General features: G+C 45.4%; 15 protein-coding genes. 12 read left to right on the forward strand and 3 right to left on the reverse strand.

The features are described from left to right. Positions 1-115: 115 nt before the first annotated feature. The 11 genes from ABD744_RS04520 to ABD744_RS04570 all read left to right on the forward strand — a co-directional run bounded on the left by ABD744_RS04520 (position 116) and on the right by ABD744_RS04570 (position 15,624). Positions 116-1,144, forward strand: coding sequence for a thrombospondin type 3 repeat-containing protein (locus tag ABD744_RS04520; protein ID WP_344795891.1), 1,029 nt, complete (start codon positions 116-118; stop codon positions 1,142-1,144). A gap of 27 nt (positions 1,145-1,171) precedes the next feature. Further along, entirely contained in the window at positions 1,172-2,845 is a 1,674-nt protein-coding gene (locus tag ABD744_RS04525) for a vWA domain-containing protein (RefSeq protein ID WP_344795893.1), read from the forward strand. 11 nt (positions 2,846-2,856) lie between these two features. Next, entirely contained in the window at positions 2,857-5,229 is a 2,373-nt protein-coding gene (locus tag ABD744_RS04530; protein ID WP_344795895.1) for a hypothetical protein, read from the forward strand. Positions 5,230-5,481: 252 nt separating this feature from the next. Then, positions 5,482-8,826, forward strand: coding sequence for a putative Ig domain-containing protein (locus ABD744_RS04535; protein ID WP_344795897.1), 3,345 nt, complete (start codon positions 5,482-5,484; stop codon positions 8,824-8,826). A 294-nt stretch (positions 8,827-9,120) separates the two neighbouring features. After that, positions 9,121-9,594, forward strand: a complete 474-nt coding sequence (locus tag ABD744_RS04540; protein WP_344795899.1) for a TonB-dependent receptor plug domain-containing protein — start codon at positions 9,121-9,123, stop codon at positions 9,592-9,594. Positions 9,595-9,696: 102 nt separating this feature from the next. Continuing rightward, the gene (locus tag ABD744_RS04545) at positions 9,697-10,980 is read left to right on the forward strand and encodes a TonB-dependent receptor plug domain-containing protein (protein ID WP_344797709.1); all 1,284 of its coding nucleotides are present in this window, start codon (positions 9,697-9,699) and stop codon (positions 10,978-10,980) included. Next, positions 10,977-11,498 (forward strand): YfiR family protein, encoded by a 522-nt coding sequence (locus tag ABD744_RS04550; RefSeq protein WP_344795901.1) that lies wholly within the window; start codon positions 10,977-10,979, stop codon positions 11,496-11,498. The genes ABD744_RS04545 and ABD744_RS04550 overlap by 4 nt, the downstream gene beginning before the upstream one ends. Beyond that, on the forward strand, positions 11,495-13,453 hold the full coding sequence (locus ABD744_RS04555; RefSeq protein ID WP_344795903.1) for an ATP-binding protein: 1,959 nt from the start codon (positions 11,495-11,497) through the stop codon (positions 13,451-13,453). The genes ABD744_RS04550 and ABD744_RS04555 overlap by 4 nt, the downstream gene beginning before the upstream one ends. Before the next feature lie 26 nt (positions 13,454-13,479). Beyond that, complete coding sequence (locus ABD744_RS04560; protein WP_344795905.1) at positions 13,480-14,109, forward strand: hypothetical protein; 630 nt, start codon at positions 13,480-13,482, stop codon at positions 14,107-14,109. Then, a complete protein-coding gene (locus ABD744_RS04565; protein WP_344795907.1) occupies positions 14,069-15,088 on the forward strand; it encodes a response regulator in 1,020 nt (339 codons plus the stop codon). The genes ABD744_RS04560 and ABD744_RS04565 overlap by 41 nt, the downstream gene beginning before the upstream one ends. Before the next feature lie 71 nt (positions 15,089-15,159). Continuing rightward, positions 15,160-15,624 (forward strand): DUF302 domain-containing protein, encoded by a 465-nt coding sequence (locus tag ABD744_RS04570; protein WP_344795909.1) that lies wholly within the window; start codon positions 15,160-15,162, stop codon positions 15,622-15,624. 281 nt (positions 15,625-15,905) lie between these two features. On the opposite strand, the gene ABD744_RS04575 is transcribed toward ABD744_RS04570, so the two are convergent. The 3 genes from ABD744_RS04575 to ABD744_RS04585 form a co-directional block, all read right to left on the reverse strand. Further along, positions 15,906-16,205: a type II toxin-antitoxin system RelE/ParE family toxin gene (locus ABD744_RS04575; protein ID WP_344795911.1), complete on the reverse strand. Its 300-nt coding sequence runs from the start codon at positions 16,203-16,205 to the stop codon at positions 15,906-15,908. Further along, a complete protein-coding gene (locus tag ABD744_RS04580; protein ID WP_344795913.1) occupies positions 16,205-16,444 on the reverse strand; it encodes a type II toxin-antitoxin system ParD family antitoxin in 240 nt (79 codons plus the stop codon). Before ABD744_RS04580 ends, ABD744_RS04575 begins: the two co-directional genes overlap by 1 nt. Positions 16,445-16,781: 337 nt before the next feature. Continuing rightward, on the reverse strand, positions 16,782-17,897 hold the full coding sequence (locus ABD744_RS04585; protein ID WP_344795915.1) for a heparan-alpha-glucosaminide N-acetyltransferase domain-containing protein: 1,116 nt from the start codon (positions 17,895-17,897) through the stop codon (positions 16,782-16,784). A gap of 865 nt (positions 17,898-18,762) precedes the next feature. On the opposite strand from ABD744_RS04585, the gene ABD744_RS04590 reads away from it, so the two are divergent. Beyond that, positions 18,763-20,757 carry a TonB-dependent receptor gene (locus ABD744_RS04590; protein ID WP_344795917.1) on the forward strand — a complete coding sequence of 665 codons (1,995 nt, stop codon included), beginning with the start codon at positions 18,763-18,765 and terminating at the stop codon, positions 20,755-20,757. Positions 20,758-20,774: the final 17 nt, after the last annotated feature.

Here is a 20,774-nt window from a genome sequence, read left to right on the forward strand (position 1 = left end):
GCGAGGGGTTTCTTCGGCCTGAAAACATGAAAAAAATGAAAGCTGAACCACAGCTCAAAGATTGAAGGAAATCGCTTATGGCGACCACAGCAAGCACAAAGAAAGGAGTTAGAAGATGAGGAACTCACTACTTACCTTGGTCGGATACACCGCCCTGATCAACACCATGATGCTACCGAACGCATTTTCGGTGGACGGTTACATTGGCAGTGTCTCTGAAATTGAAGAGCAATCATGCAGTAAGTTTCTTGAGTACTCCTGCCCGGATGCCAATGAAAACACCTATTGCATTACTCAAAAAGACGACGGTGGATATTCAGCACAGTGTCTTTATAACGTGTCTAATGTCAGTTTTACCTCGGGCACCAGTGGCAAGATTCATTTCAGCAACAGTACCGATTTTACTGTGTTTGAGTGCTCCACCGACTGTAACAGCCCGCCGGGCCAATTGGGTTTCATTGAAGTGATCCTGACACAGCAAGAAGCAGACGATTACGACCAGGACAAATATCCGGACATCATTGATAACTGCATTTTTGTGGCAAACGGCTTGGATGAAGACGACACCCAAAAGAATACGGATGGTGACAGCTACGGTGATGCCTGTGACAACTGCCCAACGGTCGCCAGCGAAGATCAGAGCGATACCGACGGCGATGGCATCGGTGACGTTTGTGATACCAACGACGACGGCTGGTATAACGCCTCAACCAATCAATGGGTGTTTGGTGCCAATGGTGAGTCTGTTGGTGACTCCCTGGATGATGCCGTGGATAACTGTGACATCGACCCGAACCAACAGCAGGAAGATCTGGACGGTGATGGCATGGGCGATGTTTGTGACAGCGATGCCGACAACGATGGTGTGCCTAACTTCGTCGATAACTGTGCGTTAAGTGCCAACCCGGATCAGGCCAACAGTGATTACTTCAGCCTGAGGGACGATGAAGGCAACCGTTGTGATACCGACTACGACAACGATGGCTTTGAAGATGAAGTAGATAACTGCGTGGCGTTCCATTCTGCCAACCTTGAAGATTCCGATATGGATGGCATTGGTGATGCCTGTGATAACTGTCCTTCGGTGCCGAACTTTGATCAGACCGATGACAATTTTGACGGTATTGGCAACGCGTGCCAGTAAGTTGTACGCCGTAATTGGACCAACAGTATGAAACTATTATCAAAATATAAATCAACGCTTTTGGTACTGGTGTTCAGCATGGTCGCTCTTTTGAGCGGCTGTGAAGAAAGCCCGGACCTACAGCGTGTTGATGAAAGCACTAAGGCCACCATTTCGGGTCGTTTCTTTACGGAAAACCCGGCGGAGTTGTCTTTCCCGATTAAGATCATCTTCGCGATTGACACCTCCGGTTCCATGGATCTGGCTGACCCTCAGAATCGACGATTGGATGCCGTGCTGGATTTAATCGACCAATACATTGCTTATGAAGACGTTCAGTTCCAGATTTTCCTTTGGAATAACTCGGTGGAGTATTCGCATCGTCAGGGGCGTCAATATACGTTTACCAACTCCAAAGCGGACATCGAAGCCGTCATTGACCGGTTCAACAGCGATGCCAATCCGAATGGCGGAGGGACGGAGTTTTACAGTGTCCTGGGTGCCATTGAAGATCAGATTCAGGCAGAATGCCCGGATGCGGATAACCCGAACCAACTGGATCAGTTGTCGGTGTGCTCTGTGATTTTCTTAACCGATGGTATCCCGGAAGATGGCCGAACCACTGACCCACAACTGGGCTATGATCCGGGCTTTGCATCACGCGTAGAAGAAATTCGAACCAATGCGTTAAATGCCGGCATCGGTGCCTTTTATTTCCATACGGTATTTTTGGATGGCATTTACCCGGAAGGCAGCAATGAGTTTTTGCGTGCTACCGACCTGTTAACGGACATGTCAGACGCCGGTGGCGGTACTTTCTTCCAGTTCGAGAATGCTTCGTCCATTAACTTCGATGTGTTTGATTTCAGTTTAAGTACTGAATTCGAAGTGCGTAACTTCTTTGTTTATAACTACATGGCCGTTCCGGGCTATAACGAGCACAACGAGCTGGACATCCTGACCGATACTGACGGAGATGGTTTGCCGGATATCCTTGAAGTGCGAGAAGGCACAAATCCAACGCTTTATGATACAGACGACGACGGCCTGGGGGATTTTTTCGAATACGATCTTTCCCTGATCGGCAATGACTTTGATCCCTTGGTGGACAATACCGACACCACCCAACAGTGCGAACGCAGTGGTTTGCAGTTGGTGTTTCCGGATGAAGACTCAGATTTTCTGAACGACTGTGAAGAGTACTTTTTCTTATCCAGTGTGGATGAGGTGGACTCGGATGAAGATTACATCCCCGACAGCATAGAAATGCTGACCGGTTCTCAGGTCAATGTGGTGACCGACAACGAAGATTCGGACTTCGATGGTATTCTGGACATTCATGAAATCCGCAATCACACACCGATCGATATTGATGCTGAGAAAATTCAGGAGAAAAGCGCTTACAACCTGGAATTGTATGAAAGCAAAAACGTGATCCTGCAACAGGGTGACGGTTCCAGTGTGGTCGTTCAGGAGTACAACTTTGTTTACAACAACGTTGAGATCATGGAAACCCAACGCGTGTCGGATTTCAGCCACCGGTTACTGCCGGATCACACCTTCACCGCAGGGGATAACGTGATCTGCGCCTGGTTGGCGCAAACCCCGAAAGGCCTGCAGGCGTTTGTGCCTGTCTATAAACGGGCTTGCAAGGTCATCAATTTTTACAATCACAATAAAAGTATTTCATTTGAGCCAGCAGACTTTACGGAAGTTCAATAGGAGCCATCAAGATGACACATTTATCTAAAAAGGCATTAGTAACAGCACTAGGGTTTATTATTTTATCGGGCTGCAGCAGTTCAGGCTCAGACAGCAAAGATGAGGACGCTGTTAATTTAGACGTAAGCGGTGTTCAGGCACTCTCTCAAAACAGCAAAGTTCCGGCTCGGGTATTTCCGGTGGCGGATGTGGATCAATACGAATTCACCGTGAATGACGCCAACAGCTTGGTGCGTGTTGAAGTGGATGGTGATGCGCTTAACAGCAATATTGAGTTGTCTGTGCTGGTCATGAAACGCTTGGCTGACGGCAGTTATGAGCAGGTCATGGGCGTGCACAAACAAGAAGGCAGCCGTTCTGTTCAGACTTTGGATGTGGACTTTCTGAATGAAGAGGCCGGTACTCGTTATCGTGTTCATGTTCGTGACTATAAAGACGATGCCGCCCAGACAACACGGTCTGACGGCAGTTCTGAAAAGTACACCATCACCTGGCGGGTCGGAGGGGCTGCAATCAACCCGAACGGCACCAAAGAAGATGGTGAAGTGATTGTCGCTGGCGACAGTGATACTTGTTACACCGGTGAGATCGGTTCCTTCCGTGATGTGGACTGGATGAATTTCAACGCCAATAATGGCATTTACCGGGTCAGTACTTCCTGGCGCCCTTATAATTCGGACGTTAAAGTCACCCCGCAAATCATGTTGGTGAATCCGAGCGGTGATGTTATTCGTACTGTGGTTGCCAACAATAATTCTTCTCAGAATTACATTTTTAATGAGCTGTTAACGGCGGGCTTGCACTCCGTGGTGATTTCGGATGTGGGTGATGATGACTTCGATCTGGCTTCGCACTACACCGTGTGTGTTGACCCGGTTACCAGTCAGGAACTGGCGGCAAACGATGAGCAATCCAATGCGGTTGTTTATGACAACAGTGGCAGCGTATCCGGTAGTCTGGATTATTCCGGTGACGTTGACTTTTACAGCTTTAATGCGGCCGAAGGCGAGCTGATAAATTTCAGTTTGGCGACCACCTCAGACAATACCTGTTCTGTGACTTACGAAGTGAATATTTTGAATTCAGCGGGTGAAGGGCTGTTTTCCAAGTCTTACACCTCTGCCGAACTTCAAAAGGAAATTCAGGTCCGGGCACCGGCGGATGACACCTACGCCATCGGCATTTCCGAAGCGGCATCTTCCGACTGTACCACCTACGGTTCCAGTGACGGTTCGTCCATTGAGTACACCCTGAATCTGGATGTGGATTCCATCGCCTTGGCCGACCCGAATGAAGTGGTTGAAACGGGCGTTTGCTCTTCGCCAACGGCCATGCTGGACGGTGTAGATGAAGGTTCGGAAGAAGGTAAGATCGGTTATGCCGGTGACATTGATTGCTTCCAGATTAACATCAACGATAACGACACCGATTATCGAACGTTGGAGTTAAGTTTTACTGCTCCTGGCAGTCACGTGGATTATGAACTGGATATCCGTAATAACCGTGGTTTAACACAAACGTTTGAAGACACTAATGCTTCTGAAAATGAGGTGCGCTGGGACATCAGCTATCTGATTACACCCACAGCAGCCGGCAGTGGTAATGGTACGGAAGTCTTTGAATTTCAAGTCAGTGATTTGGGGTGGGACGAAGCCGATACCGTGACGGGTTATACCTTGGCAGCAAAGCTGGTCAAGTTAGAAGAAGCTCAAAACTCACCTGATCCTGCGCTGGAAGGCGCAACGGACGTCGTTACTGTGCACGAATATTACAAGGAGAATGATGAACAGAAAGCCTTGGCAGGTCTGGCAATGGCGGACGATGTCAACAAAGTGGTGATGGATGGTCAGGAATACATGGCCAATGATACATGTTTTGCTGTGGATCGCAGTACGGCCACCACGGTGGATAATGTAACGACTATTTCGTTCACTAATTGGTGCTCGGGTTTCATTGATTACTATGGCGATTCTGATTTGTATAAGGTGAATCTGCGCGCACTTTACGATGCTGCTCGCGGGTTAACAGAGCCAAGTACCAACAGCTTTGTGTGTTCTTACGATGCAACCCTGTTCAGCCCGGCGCCAGGCTCAAACGTTGAATACGCTTGGAAATTCCATGAAGACGAGAACGTCGACAACGTCATCGCAAGCAATGAATACAATGGTGGGGTGCGAGACAGTAATACCGCGACAGGTGGTGTCTTCTTGCGAGGCGCACACAGTCGGGATGTGAACTTCTTTACATCCGTCGGAGCTGGCCTTGCTGAGTTACCTGTGTATGTCAGGGTTCTGGACATTCGATTTAATGATTTCGATGGCTTCCATGACATCCCTTATTACATGAACTTTTCCATGAATTGCCAAGATGGCAATAGCCCTTAGGCATTGAGTTGTTGGGCGCTGAGTCTGAAATATTATCTTGGACAATGCGCTCAGGCTCAGGCCTTAGGCCCCCTACCAGGCTGTTGCGTTTCGTTATCGAGGCCGTTAGGGCAACACAGATAGGAAACCAACAACCTGCTATGCCTTTGCTCTAAATTGAGCGCTGCCGGTTCTATTCAAACTTACTATTCATAGGTTAGGTGTGGGTAGGACTGGCATTTTTTAGTTTCACTATTTTAGGTCGTGATTTACATGTTCGTGATGAAAAAATTTCTTCAATATGGGTTAGCTACAGCGGCTTTTGCTCCGGCCTTTGGAATGGCTGAGGCCTTGGTTACGTTTGATCTTCATCAGCATGATGGCAATGCTGTTCAAGAGAAAGCACTGGTGTTTGAACAAGGGGATTTGAGACTGACGGTGACGGCTCAATCGTCTGAGTCCAAGTCGGCTCAAGTCTCGACGCAGGAAAGCGGCCTAGGCGTGTTAAGCCCAGGTGCTGACACCGGCTCAGAAGAGGTTGATTCAGGCGAACAGATCACGTTTGAATTTACCGACATTGAGACGGGGCAGCCTGTTTTAGTGCGAGTTCAATCCATGCGCCTTAAAATGTTTGAGCCGAACATCGGTAACGAAAGTGCGGAAGTCAATCTGGGTGATGGTAAGCCGTTACGAGTGCTGAATCGTAAAAGCAAAAAACGTTACGATAACGTTGCTGGTTATGGCAAAGATCGTCACTTGTCGAGCAGTTGGTTGATGAAAACCAATTACCGGGTAGAGGGTAATTTTGCCCTGATTGCCAGCCCAAAAAGCCAGTTTTATATTTATGATTTGGTGGCTACCCGAATTAATTTACCGCCGGTATTTACCAGTGAACCTGTCACCTCGGGGACTGAGGGGGTGGAATATCGTTACCAGCCTCTGGCAACGGATGAAAAGGCGGAGGTCTCATATCATCTAGAGAACCGGCCGTACGGTATGACCATCGATGCTTCAACGGGAGAAGTTCAGTGGGTGCCTGGTTTTCATGATTCCGGTCAGCATCAAATTACGGTGGTGGCGACCGATCAGGAAGGTGCGATTCAGAATCAATCCTTTGATTTAACGATTGCCAATGTTAACCGCTCGCCGGTGATTCAAACGCAACCTTTGTTAGTCGCAAAGGAAGGGGTGGCTTATCAATATAAAATATCCGCTACCGATGCAGACCATGAGTTGTTGTTTTATCGGCCGATTCAAGCGCCAGCGGGTATGACATTTAACGAAGTTGATCGAACCTTGCGTTGGACGCCAAATTACGGTGACGCCGGTGATTACGTCATTAAACTTGGGGCTGCTGATCATTATGAAGAAACCATACAGCAATTTACTTTAAACGTTTTGGACGACAACCGAACGCCTTCTATTACCTCAACTGCTATCGTGACCGGCGAAGAGAGTAAGGCTTACGCCTATCAGGTCAGCGCGTTGGATTTGGATCAGGACTCGCTGGTTTACTCGTTGGAGATTGCACCAGAAGGCATGGCAATTAATGAGCGCACGGGTTTAATTCAGTGGGTACCTGATTTTGCTCAAGCAGGGAAACACCAAGTTAAAGTTTTGGTAAAGGATAACAAAGGAGCGCACTCCAATCAGAGCTTTGATGTGGTTATTCAGGATTTGAATCGAGCTCCGGAGTTTGTCTCTCAACCGCCATTGTCTGCAAAAGAACATGCTTTGTATGAATATGCGTTGCGCGCTACCGATGCAGATGGCCAGGGTTTGACTTACCAATTACTGAATGGCCCGGAGGGAATGAGTCTGGCTGAAGGGCATCAGTTAAGCTGGATGCCGGATTATGAAGACTCAGGCGTGGTGAATGTCCGAGTCGCTGTATCAGATGGCATCGATTCGACGGAACAGGATTATAATCTGGTGGTTGAAAACACCAATTTGGCCCCGGTGATTTTAACAGCGTTGCTCCCGGAAGCGGTGGAAGGCCAGCCATATCGGGTACAAATTGAATCCACAGACCCGTTCGATCAGCATAATGTGACTTATCAACTGCTCAATGCCCCTAATGGCATGACGATCAATCGCAACAGCGGTTTAATCAGCTGGAGCCCGCAGTTCGATCAGGCAGGCACGCATCAGTTGAATGTTCGTGTTCGGGATCAGGAAGGCGCGATAGCCGACAAAGTCCTGAAATTGAACGTAGAGAATAAGAACTACGCGCCTAAGTTCTTATCTTTGCCGCTGGTGACGGTGGCAGAGGGCAGTGTGTATCGTTATCACCTGAAAAGTCAGGACCCGGATCGCGATGGCGTGACTTATCGTATCGTGCAGGGGCCGGAAGGCCTTCGGCTTGAAGACAATACCCTATATTGGCAGCCTGACTTTGAACACGCCGGGGATTATCCGGTGGAAGTTGAGGTGACCGATGGGGATTTAACTGCGAAGCAATCGTTTGCGATTCAAGTGACGAACACCAACAGACACCCTGAAATACTTTCTGAGGCTGTTCTGCAAGCTAAAGAAAACGCGCCTTATCAATACCAGGTATTGGCCAAAGACGCTGATCAACAACCGTTAGCCTATCGCTTAGTAAAAGCGCCGGAAGGCATGGCCATCAACCCGCAGACGGGCCTGATTGAATGGTTGCCTTCGTTTAATCAGGCGGGCGAAGTGTTTGTGGTTATCAATGTGTCCGATCCTGAAAAAGCTGAGACTCTACAGCAGTTTTCGATTTCAGTGGCTGACACTAACCAGTCACCGAAGATCGTTTCCGAACCTCAACTGACGGTCGCTGAAAACACGCAATGGCGTTACCCTTTAATGGCTGAGGACGCCGATGTTCAGCCGCTGACTCATCAGGTAACCGCAGGCCCTGAGGGGATGACGTTGGACTCATTTAATACGTTAAGCTGGTATCCAGGGTTCAGTGCTGAAGGCGTTTATCCCGTGGCTATTTCGGTCAGTGATGGTTTGGAAACGGTGGATCAAACGTTTGAACTCAAGGTGCTGAACACCAATCAATTACCTGTGATTCAGTCTCAGCCAAATCAGCAAGCGAAAGAAAATGAACCCTATTCGTATCAGGTGCTGGCTGAAGATAAAGATGGCGAAACGTTGCGCTATCAGCTGACGAAATCTCCGAATGGAATGACCATAGATACGCAGACAGGGTTCATTTCATGGACGCCTGACTTTGAACAGGCAGGGGCTCACCCGGTTGAAGTGATGGTGACGGATCAACATCTGGAGGCCGTTCACCAGTTGTTTGCTATTGATGTGATGAATATCAATCGGCCACCTGTTTTCGAATCGACGCCGATCACTGTTGCTGAAGTGGGGCTGCCTTATCGTTATGAGGTGAATGCACTGGACCCGGATGCCGATGATTTGGTGTTTACTTTGCAACAAGCGCCGATGGGCATGGTGTTCAACCCTCAGCAACGGACTGTTTTTTGGCACCCGGATATGGGTGAAGCCGGTAGCTACGATGTGACACTGACCGTGTCGGATGGCGAGCGGGAGATTGATCATACTTTTGTCGTTGTTGTGGCCAAAGCGCAAAATGCTGAAATAACATTAGAAGAAGAGGCTGGAAATATTCATTAGAACTCATTCACGCTCATAACGGGTTTTTCAGAAATTAAGAGGTGGTTGTTCAATATGGCCATCTCTTGATTATGTTATTTCAGCCCCTTATTAGTCCCTCCTGTACTTTTTAGAAGCCCTCTGAAAATGCCCGGACAAACATACCGTTTGTCGCTTTTATTACGGTTGGCGTTTTTTAATTACTTGTTTTCAAAGTAATAACACGTTCGTTCTGGGTTCCATTTTCTGGTTTAAGTCCCCCAACCTTGGTAGTCAAATTTTGTGATCTATACTCAGCTGAATGTGGGATTGGAAATGACAATCGCTGAGGACGTTATGAAATGGTTTGCTGTGTCATTAGTTAGTGTGCTGGGTATAAATACCGCGTATGGAGATAATCAATCCTTATTCGATATCAAGGGAACCAGCCTTTCTGAGCTGATGTCCCTTAAAATTACCTCCCTTTCAAAAAAACAAGAGCAACTGAATCGTGCCCCGGCGTCTGTGTATGTGCTATCACATAATGAAATTGCCCGAATGGGGGTGACTCATATTGCGGAAGCGTTACGTTATGTGCCTGGGGTTGAAGTGGCAAAGGTGGATGCCAGCCGATGGGCCATTGGTATTCGGGGGTTTAACTCACGATCTTCCAATAAGTTGTTGGTAATGATTGATGGCAGAACACTATACAGCCCATTTTTTTCGGGTGTGCTTTGGGAAGAGAAAGACGTCGTCCTGGAAGATGTTGAACGTATTGAGGTGATTCGAGGGCCAGGTGGCGCCGTGTAGGGGGCGAATGCTGTAAATGGCATCATCAATATTATTACTAAGAGCAGTAAAGATACCAAAGGTACGCTGGTCGAAGGTGGCTTTTCCTCTGAACAAAACTCCATCTTACAAGCCAGGCAAGGTTGGCAGCTTACTCCCGATTCGCACTTGAGGTTTTACGCAAAACAGCGCACAACAGGCGAAACCGGTGGGGCCTACAAGAATGATGACGGGGAACATAAACAAGCAGGGTTTCGGTTTGATCATAACTTTAAGCGTGACAATCAACTAACGTTTCAAGGGAATATTTTTCGAGGAGAAATAGGGTCTTTATCCACTTCGGATCAGCCTTCGGGGCAAGAATATCATGGTGGGAATGTTTTAATGAATTGGTCGTTTAATGAAACGGAAAAACGACGTCATGAATTTCAGGCGTTTTATGACGCAACGGATCTGAAAGTGCCAAGCCTTGAAGATTATCGTAACACCCTCGATCTGTCATATCAGGTACAACAAAACTGGAAATACAGTGAGCTGGTGGTAGGTACTGGTTATCGAAGAGTCAGGGATGATGTTGATTCTTTTTTTATTTCGCCGGAACATCGCACGGATGAGACCTTCAATGGCTTTTTTCAAAATGACTTTACATTTCTGAATAAAGATTTGCACTTCATTATCGGAACTAAGTACGAATACAACGATTATACCGGAAGTGAATGGCAGCCCAATGTGCGGCTCTCATATTATGTGTGGGACTCGTTAATTTGGGGGTCATGGTCTAAAGCGGTTCGGGTACCCACCCGGTTAGAAACCGATATTACTTTCCCCTCGTTAAGTGGCGATCAGTTTGATTCGGAGACCGCTGCGGTTTATGAGCTGGGGTGGCGAAAACGTTGGTCTGAGTTTTGGCAGTCTGATATTTCTTTATACCATTCGGAATACGATGACCTTTTGTCGATCGAACCAGATGGGTTAATGAACAAACTGTCGGGTAGAACCCGTGGTGTTGAAATAAGCACCAGTTTTCAGCCTATCAAAGAATGGTTGTTACGCGTGAACTATTCGCATGCAGAAATGGATTTAGAATCAGACGCAGACAGTTCGGATAACACCACTGCTAAAAGTCACGAAGGAAACTTGCCTCAGAATATGATGCAGCTGGTCTCGATGTACGACATCAACTCAGCTCTGCAATTTAATTCGTATCTTCGTTATGTGGACTCTCTCAGGACAAACAATATTGATAATTATCTGGTGGCGGATATTTCTCTTCGTTGGGCGTTAACGGACACTTTATCTGCGAATTTCACAGGAAGAAACCTTGGGGATGGCAGTCACGAGGAATGGACATCTGGTGTCCCGGTTGATGATGAATACGGTGTGACCGTAAGGTGGGTTATGCCATGAAGCGATTTGCGGTTTTTTTCATGGCTTTGTCCCTATGTATGCCTGTCTATTGTGCAGAGATTGTTTATCAGATTAAGGCTTCGTATCTCTATAATTTCTTGCAGTTTGTTCAGTTGGTTGGCGACCCGAATGACGATGCACCGCAGTTAAAGGTATGCATTGTGGGTGAGAATCGCTTTGGTACATCGATTGATGCTTTGGAAGGTGAGACTACACCGCAAGGGGTTATACGCATGAGCACGATCACTCGATACAGCAGTCGGGAAAAAGTGAGTGGTTGTCAGGTGGTTTATATTGTTGGAACAGAGAAGTCGTTTGCACAGCGGGTTTTGGCAGATATTGATACCACAAAGGTGTTAACCATAGGGGAATTTCAGAGCTTTACTGGCATGGGAGGGTTTATTGAATTGTTTATTGAGAACGACAGCGTGCGGTTTCGTATTAATAGTGAGTTAGCTGGCCATACGCAATTTAAAGTAGCTGCCCAGCTTTTATCTTTGGGCGTGGAGGACTCATGAAAATAACAAATGGCGAATATTTCAAGCGCTGGTTTCAGTTATCGATTCGTCAAAAAATCCAATACAGTGTGTCATTGTTTTCGGTCATGGTCATTCTTGTTACCGGGATTACTTTTGCATGGTCTGCCCACCGCCAGTTCCATAACAGTACCTTAAATGAACTGAGAATTTTAGCGAGTGTATTGGCTGGAAACAGCCAGGCTGCAGTGACATTTAACGATCCTGCGTCGGCCAATCGGGTGTTGTCGGCACTTGAAAGTAATCCGAATGTTTTGTCTGCAACGGTTTACAGAAATGACGAAGTTTTTACTGTTTACCCAACAGGCTTGCCCCCTTTGCCACTGAAAAGAGTTACGTCCGATGTTTGGTATGAAAGTCCATATTTTTATGCCAGCCAACCTATCATGGTGAATGAGAAAGCACTGGGCACCTTGGTCATGAAATCTCAGTTGATAGCCTTAACCGACTTTTGGGTAAGCCTGGTTTATGTGATGTTTGGGCTATTAGTCGCTATTTCCGGCTTTGCTTATCTGACGTCTTATTGGTTGAAAAAACACGTTACATTACCGGTTCGGTCATTGTCTGAATGGGCGACCGAAGTGTGTTCTTCTAAGAACTTTGAAGCGCGGGCGGTGAAACACAGTGACGATGAAATTGGTCGGTTAACCGATAATTTGAATGACATGCTCACTGAACTCTCCAAACAGGAATCCATTATTTCACTTAACCTGTCCCTGGAAGAAGAAATTGGAGTCAGAAAGAAAACGGAACAAGAACTCATTTCAATGAGGAACAAGGCGGAAGAAGCCAATCGATCAAAGAGCATGTTTTTAGCGAATATGAGTCACGAGATTCGGACACCAATGAATGCCATTATTGGGTTTGTTGATGTGGTGCTGGAGCATGATTTACCTGATGAACTTCGTAAGCATTTAACTACTGTCCGCCAGTCTGCCAGAGATTTACATAATCTGCTGAATGAGATTCTGGATGTAGCAAAAATGGAGGAAGGTAAGCTGGAGCTGGAGCGGCTGCCATTATCGGTAAATAAAGTGGTCAGTCATGTGGTGAAAACGCTTGAGTTCAAAGCAAAAGAAAAAAATCTACAGGTGATACAACGACTCTCGGATGCCGTTCCTCAGTATGTTCTTGGAGATTCTTTACGCTTGAACCAAATACTAATGAACCTGATTGGCAATGCGATTAAGTTCACTGAAGTCGGATCGATCACCGTTGCTGTAGATGTTTTAGAGACGGGTGAGCTTAAGTTTTTAGTAAGAGACACCGGAATCGGAATCCCCAAAGCCAAGGTAAACCATATTTTTGATAGCTTTAACCAAGCCGATTCCTCGACGAACAGAAAGTATGGAGGAACCGGCCTGGGAACGACTATTTCGAAGCAGCTTGTGGAGTTAATGGACGGTAAGATCTGGGTCGAAAGCGAAGAAGGGGTTGGCAGCTCGTTCTACTTTACGATACGTATGGAGTCAACGGATGACCCAGAACATGTAGAAGAGCACGAATTCAATTTAGCCAAATGGCGCTCCTCTGATTCCCTTAATATTTTGGTGGCCGAAGACATGCAGCAAAACGCTGATTTGCTTCGTATCCGACTTGAGACCTTAGGGCATGTTATGACGCATGTTATGAATGGTTTACAGGCTGTAGAAATTGTAAAGCAGCAAACCTTTGATTTGGTATTGATGGACGTTCAAATGCCAGAAATGGACGGTTTGGAGGCAACGAGATGCATTCGCAGTTTAGAGCAAGGTAAAACTATCCCTATCATTGCTTTAACTGCCAGTGTTATGCATGAAGATCGACATGCTTGCCATGAGGCCGGGATGGATGGTTTTGTTAAAAACCCATTGTTTTCAATGATTTATTTCAGGAAATGGCCAATGTTCTCAGTCAAAAATTTCAAGTGCCAGAGCCGTCAGATTCTAATCTGTTAAATGTAGAAGAAATCTCAGATACGCCTTTGATTAACTATAAGGTGGGTATAGACACCTGGGGGGATATCGATACTTTTGTGATTAACCTCAAAAAATTCAGCGAGAAACATGTAGACACTTTTCATGAATTTGAAACCTTTGTTTTGGGAAATCAAGAGCATGAATTAAGACAATTACTGCATTCCATGCGGGGCGTAACGGGAAATTTGGCTTTGGTTTTACTTTATGAAACCTTGGAGCAAGTTTCGGAGACCTTGAAACACCAAGGAATAAAGCCGCTTAAGGAAAAGTTGGATTCGGTACAAAAAAGTTTTAAATCGACATTGGTTGCAATTGATCACCTTGGACAGGAGGTGACGATTCGCAAAGAGACAAGCGCAGTTGATCTTTTACCTCTGTCAGAGCTCGTGGATATGAGCCAGTCAGTCATGATGCAATTGCAGGGCGGAGAGCTGGATGAGAACCATTTAAAGATCTTGGCTTTGCAGTATAAACATCGGGGCATACCTCAGGATCAACTGGATTTTCTGGCTCAGGCGATCGACGATTTTGATTTTGAAACCGCGTACGCGTTGTTAGCAAATATTCTTTCCGCAGTGGAAGAGGGAGAGCGTGATGAACCGGGTCAATGGCAACCCCAAAATACTTCTCGTTGATGATCAGCCAAACAATCTTCAGGTATTGAAGCAGGTCCTGAGTGATGAATATCAGTTGATGTTTGCAACGAATGGTGAGAAAGCAATTAAACTGGCGGTGGATCGACAGCCCAACCTGATCTTACTCGATGTAATGATGCCAGACATGGATGGGTTTGAGGTGTGTAGGCGGCTGAAATCCATGCCGGAAACCCAGAATATTCCGATCATTTTTGTCACGGCCATGTCTGAGGTAGAAAATGAATTTAAAGGGTTTGGAGTTGGTGCAGTGGACTATATTACCAAACCCATCAGTCCGTCGATTGTCCGGGCAAGGGTAGAGACTCACTTATCTTTAGTTCGAGTGAGTGAGTTAGAAAAGACTCAACTTCAAATCGTACATCGCTTAGGGCGTGCCGCAGAATATAAAGATAATGAAACGGGTTTGCATGTGATTCGAATGAGTCATTATTCTGTTGAATTAGGCCGGTTACTGGGTTTAACCGAGTATGAACTGGATCTGCTACTTCATGCTTCCCCAATGCATGATGTGGGTAAGATTGGTGTTCCGGATCATATCTTACTCAAGCCTGGAAAATTAACAGACGAGGAGTGGGCCATTATGTATCAGCACCCACAGATCGGTGCTGATATTATAGGAGATCATGACTCGCCGTTATTGGCGATGGCCAGAGAAATCGCTTTGACGCATCATGAAAAGTGGGATGGCTCCGGTTACCCTAATCAACTCGCGGGTGAAGACATTCCTTTGGTCGGGCGCATCGTTGCCGTAGCAGATGTATTTGATGCCTTGACAACAGAACGCCCCTATAAAAAGGCTTGGACGGTGGAAAAAGCGCTCGACTGTTTGACAGAGTCGACGGGGTCCCACTTTGATCCTGAATTGATTCCATTATTTAAAAAAATGATGCCTAAAGTACTCGAAATCATGAACTGTTGGGGAGAAAAAGAAGAAGAGAAGAAAGTTATATCTGGGTAACCTGGCATGTTGCTATTTACTCCCGGTTGATGATGAAATGGGTAGGCCTTCATTATTCATAAAGGGATCGTATGAAAATTATATCTATAGTGATTTCGCTATTGTTGAGCAGTGTAACGTGGGCGGCTGATGAAAAAGCCACTGATGGCATTGTTACCCTGAAAAGCGATTACAGTGTGGAAGAGACTGCCGACCGTTTTGAATCCATCATTCAGAAAAAAGGTTTAACGCTTTTTAATCGTATTGACCACGCCAAAAATGCTGAAGTTGCAGGCCACACTCTCAGGCCTACTCAGTTGCTTATTTTTGGAAATCCAAAAGTGGGAACGCCTCTGATGCAATGCTCCCAATCCATTGCCATCGACTTACCTCAAAAAGTGCTGATTTATAAAGATGAAAGTAACCAAGTACGGCTTTCGTATAATGATCCTTCCTATCTCAAACAGCGCCATCAACTGAAAGGCTGTGATGCTGTCATCAAGAAGATTTCTAAGGTGTTGGCGGCGTTGTCTGCTAATGCGGTGAAGAAAAATTAGATTAAGTTTTTGAGTGGTTGGAATGAGAAGAGCAAAATCGACAGATATCGATAACCTCTACGAAATTTATTCGGATGAATCGGTTTCACCGAATAATCGTGGTTAAGAAAATTCTTGATTTTGAAATTGAAGGTACGCTTAGGAATTATTTTTCAAGGGTTGGCTCGGAGGCGCTCTTTGATGAGCATATTATGGCTTGGATCTCTGCTTAGGTTTGTACTTTAGGTATTTTATGAGACAGAAATTATATTGAATTGGGTAGGACAACAGATCAATAGAAATTAAGCGGTAATGTTCGAATGGGCGTCCATTCGTTTGTGTAAAATACGAACTACTTCTATATTGTTGGCTGTTATTTCTCGGTAGTAAATGATGTGGTTGGAGCTTGGGAACTTTCTATAGCCTGGTTTTATGTAATCACAAGCCGTCCCTGTATTCGGCTGTTCGGCGAGCAAATGAAAGGTGTCATCAATTTGTTTAATATAAATTATGCGTTGATTTTTTCCCCATCGTTTCTGTGTGAATATCGCAATTGATTTTAAATCTTCTTTGGCAATACGAGTTAAAGTAAATGAACTCATTACCCAAGTTCTTCATCAATTTCATTCATTAAGTCATCATAGTTGTATTCGGTACGACCGCTTCGCTCCCCTTCATCAAGCATCTTTCGAAGAACGGCAATTTTATTTTCATTATCTTCAAGTAAGCGCAAGCCAGCTCGGACAACCTCACTTGCTGATGCGAAGCGTCCTTCTGCAATTTGTTGGGATATAAAACCATCGAAATGTTGGCCAAGTGTTATGCTCGTATTTTTGCTCATCGTATTACCTGAATATACCTAGATGTACCTAATTATGGTATATGGCTTGTAGCAAGGCAATGTATAAGAGCCAAAACAGTAAGCGCTCTTTTGCGAAAAACTCGTACAAAAACTGTTAACTTTCTTGATTTGGCAGTTGTGGGTGTTTCGTCAATCGCGCTGATACTTAACAAAGAGGGCATTCATGGCTTATAAGCAGTTGTACAAGGGATGTGTGATCTCTTAGTTTAGGATGGAATGCAAAGTTTTATTTTTTGGCCCCAATATTGATTGAGCCAGTCTTCAGTCAATATTGGGAAGTTATCTCATCCGAGTTAATCGCTTTAAATCACAGTAATTAAGTTGCTGGCTGCGCTGTTGATGTTGGTTCGTCGGTTGTATTCTTGCTCGATATTTTCAGCCATATTTTAAGAATTAAGTGCGACATCAGAATGATGAGGGCCATTGAAAACAGCGTACTGCCTGTCTCCAGCGTTTGAGAGCCGACCAACATGTGCCCCCAGCCGATGATTAACCAGTGGATGATGTAGATTGGCGTGACATTTTTACCCCAAAGATAGAATAATTCGAAGGCACGATTAGGCTTAATACGTTCAACGAGTTGTCGGCAGAAACACAACCAGACTAAGACAAAGCCGGTAATGGTGGTAATTAAACCTGGCCCACCTCGTAAATGGTGAGGGGCATGGAATTCCGGGTTGGAAAAGAGCAGGGCGGAACCGAAAGTAATTAACGTTAGGCCGGCAAAGAGCGTTTTTTTAAAAAATTGTGGGTGGTTATCCGTTTCTTTAAACCATTGGCCAAGTACCATTCCGCCAATGCAATAAGCTAACCAGGGAAATAATGGGAATACCGCCCCTTGGCTTTGATCGCCCCATAACAGTTTAAAGAACTCGTTGCTGGCGCCCCAGTGCGCGCTGGTATCCCATACTAACGGGGATACAAAGATAACTGCTGCTGCCGTTGCTAACCAGATTCTGACATCCGAAATATAGTAACGGAGCAAAGTACAGACAGCGTAAGTTAGCCCTGCAAATTGGAATATATCGCCTACAAAGAACTCACTGGTTGGGGTGTAACCGCCGAGGTCTTCGTATGAAACCAGTCCCATCTGGATGGATAACCACATGGGAATTGAGCTGCGGGTAAGGTTTAAAAGGTAGCCTAATGCAAACAGCTTTACCGCTCTGTAAAGCCCGACAGATAAGCTGTTTTTACCCGATAAAGGAATCAATATGCCCATGATGAATACAAATACTGAGGCGGATGGCCAATCCACCAGTGTTTGAAGGGTTGTTCCGAAAGTGCCCGATTGAACTTCACTTGTGCCGTAGAAGTTCAATACGTGAATCATGATCATGAAAATTACAGCCAGGCCACGGGCCAAATCAAAGGTATTAATTCTGAGTGGCGCTTGGGTAGCCGGGTTCAGTGCAGGTATAGAGTTAGTCATTATGTTAGCTTCACTTAATAGCAAGCCATCACTGTGTATTCTCTGCTTCCTCTCTCGAAGGCAGGTTTTTAGTGATGATCAGTTTTCAATACACGTTGCTTAGGATTTGAAAGAATAATGAGTTGGCTCACTGGCAGGCGTAAACATGCGCAACTGTTTTCAGTTGGTTAATTTTCATTTTACAGAATGTAGACGAGTAAGTGCTGATTTCTTATCTTGTTTCCATCTGTATCCGGTCTTGTGTGCTGGCTACTCAGTTCTCAAATCCTAAGGAATATGTTCGTTATAACTTCTCTATCAAGCGTCACTTTTTATAATTTGTGACAATGAAAACAGTTTTTGGCGTGTTTTTATAAGTCTTTATCTGGGGTTGTTTTCATCGACGGGTGACAGTGCCAGTAACTAACAAAAGAGTCAATAGGAATCGATCTTATTTAGCTGTTTAACCGCTTTGTTAGGCTATTGGGGGAGTCACTTTTTGGGTGGCCGGTTAGGGTGGTTACTTGTAGCTTATTGATTTATTTAATGTTGTATTCGTTTTGACGGTACTTAGAATCAGGCTTTTGATTTAGAATGGGCGCCTGTTTTGGCCTGCTACTATTTTTCGGTTGTATTAATTTACGTTCTTTCTAAGAAAGATGGCGGTTCTTTTCGTCGACTTGCTGGAATATGTGGCCTTTCCTGACTAATTTTTTAGATGATTCATTCGGTTTTAACTTCGGAAAAGTACATGCGTTTGCCCACCTCAAAAGTTTCACATTATTTTTCTTTTCCGCTTTTTTTCATGTTTCAGTTTGGTTGTATTTCGTCAGTATTCTGCGATGAAAATGATTTTTTTGAACTACCTTTGCAGGAACTTAGAGAAATGAAAGTTACGGTGGCTTCTGGTTTTGAGGAATCCGCTTTGGACGCAGCATCGAGTGTCTCTCTGATTACTCGCTCAGATTGGGAGAGACGGGGGGTAAAACGAAATACCAAAATATTGGATATGCTGCCAGGCGTGGCCACGTATTCAACCTGGGGTGGTGCCGATGCCATTGCCATTCGGGGCTATGCAACTGAGTTAAGTGTTCGGGGTGTTGCTACCTTGATTGATGGTGTACCGGTGAATACCTTCAGTTACGGCAGCGGACAATACGATAAAGCTAATCTGGGCTTAGGAACATTAAACCGTATTGAGGTGATACGAGGGCCGGGCAGTACACTGTATGGCAGTGATGCCTTTCACGGAGTGCTTTCTTACAATACGTATCGCTCTGACCACGATGAATTGTCTTTTTCTTCGGAAGTGGACAGCAGTGATTATGCGCGTGTGGATGGTCAGTTATCACAGACGTCGGGTTTACACCGATTAAATTTAGCGATGGATGTGCGAGCTCAAGGCTCTCAGGATTTGAGTTATGACTATACAGTGCCAGGCACCTCTCTTAAACAAACGTCCGGCAGAGCTTTGAGTTATGACAACTACAGTTTTTCGGGTAACTATCAATACGGCGATGAAGATGAGTGGTTATTTGATGCCGGGCTATATCTCTATGATTACGATGCTTCAGGCATGGTTGGTTCGGGGACGCACTTTTTTTCAGGTAACACGTTTCAGCTAGATAAAGAAACCAGTGATGGTAGCGCGACATTTCAAATGTATCGTGCAGAATTATCGAAGCGATTTGGCTATGGGGTGGACGTGGCTGTAAAGACTTCCTTTTGGAAAAACCGGCAGCAATGGCGGTTTGATAATTCAAGATTTGATGCGTTTTGTGCACCAGGATTCAGTGACCCAGGAGCGGAATGTTTGCTCGGACTGCCTGGTCATATAGCCATTCAGAATACCGAGGAAAAACACTATCAGTCAGAGCTGGAGTTTAAACAAAAGAACGAGGCGTTAAACACCCAATGGGTGGTGTCGCTAGGGCGAAGACTCTCCAAAATTGGCAATGCATCCATTGAGCGTGCTTCTACGTCGGCTGTTTGGGAGGGTACTTATTCTGAACCTGCGTATTCAGGCAAGCAAAGAGACATTAACCATTTGCTTTTTCAGGCTAGGACTTCTTTTAGAGAAGGAAAGTATAATTTTGTTTATGGCGCTCGTTTTGATGATTACTCAGACGTCGGGAGTCATATCTCTCCCCGTTTAGGCTTTATTTATCGTCAAAATAACCATTGGTCACATAAGGCGTTGTACGGAAACGCATTTCGGGCACCAATGGCGTTGGAGTTGTTTGGCGTTGCTACCGTTGTAGGGAATAAGAGCCTAGAGCCTGAAGAGATCGATACCTACGAATTGGTGACTCAGTATTTAAAAGGTGCCTGGCAGGCTGAGGTGGTTTTATTCCACAGCAGTTGGGATGAAGCGATTACTTTATCTGGTGATCCTGCGCTACCTCCAGGGTTTGCCATTTATCGGAACACTGGTAAAAACGAATCTAAGGGCCTGGAGGTCTCTGCGAATTACATTACCGATACTTGGGTGGTTCAAAGCAGCGCGTCGTATGTGGAGAGTGAAAATAAAAACAAAAACATTGATTATGTGGCTTTCCCCAAAGTCATAGCGAATTTGGGTGTGGGTTATCATTGGCACGATTACGGTTTTACGGCCTTTTTAAATCAACGGTTGCAGTTTCAGCAATATGAGTCGGACTACCTGAGCGTTGGCGGAGAATTGCAGAGGCCCGAACGAGTGAAAGATTATTGGCGCACAGACTTGCATTTGGCTCATCAATACAGTGCCCACTTAAAACTGTTTATGAACTTTCAAAATGTTTTTGGCCGTCATAATGTGAAGCCTTCCGTTTATAACTCTGAGAATGGCATTGCAGATGATGAGTTTGCGTTAGCTTTGGGGTCTACCGTGACATTCTGATTGATCTGTTGGTATTT

It is taken from the genome of Litoribacillus peritrichatus (genome assembly GCF_039537985.1).
Taxonomy (GTDB): domain Bacteria; phylum Pseudomonadota; class Gammaproteobacteria; order Pseudomonadales; family Litoribrevibacteraceae; genus Litoribacillus; species Litoribacillus peritrichatus.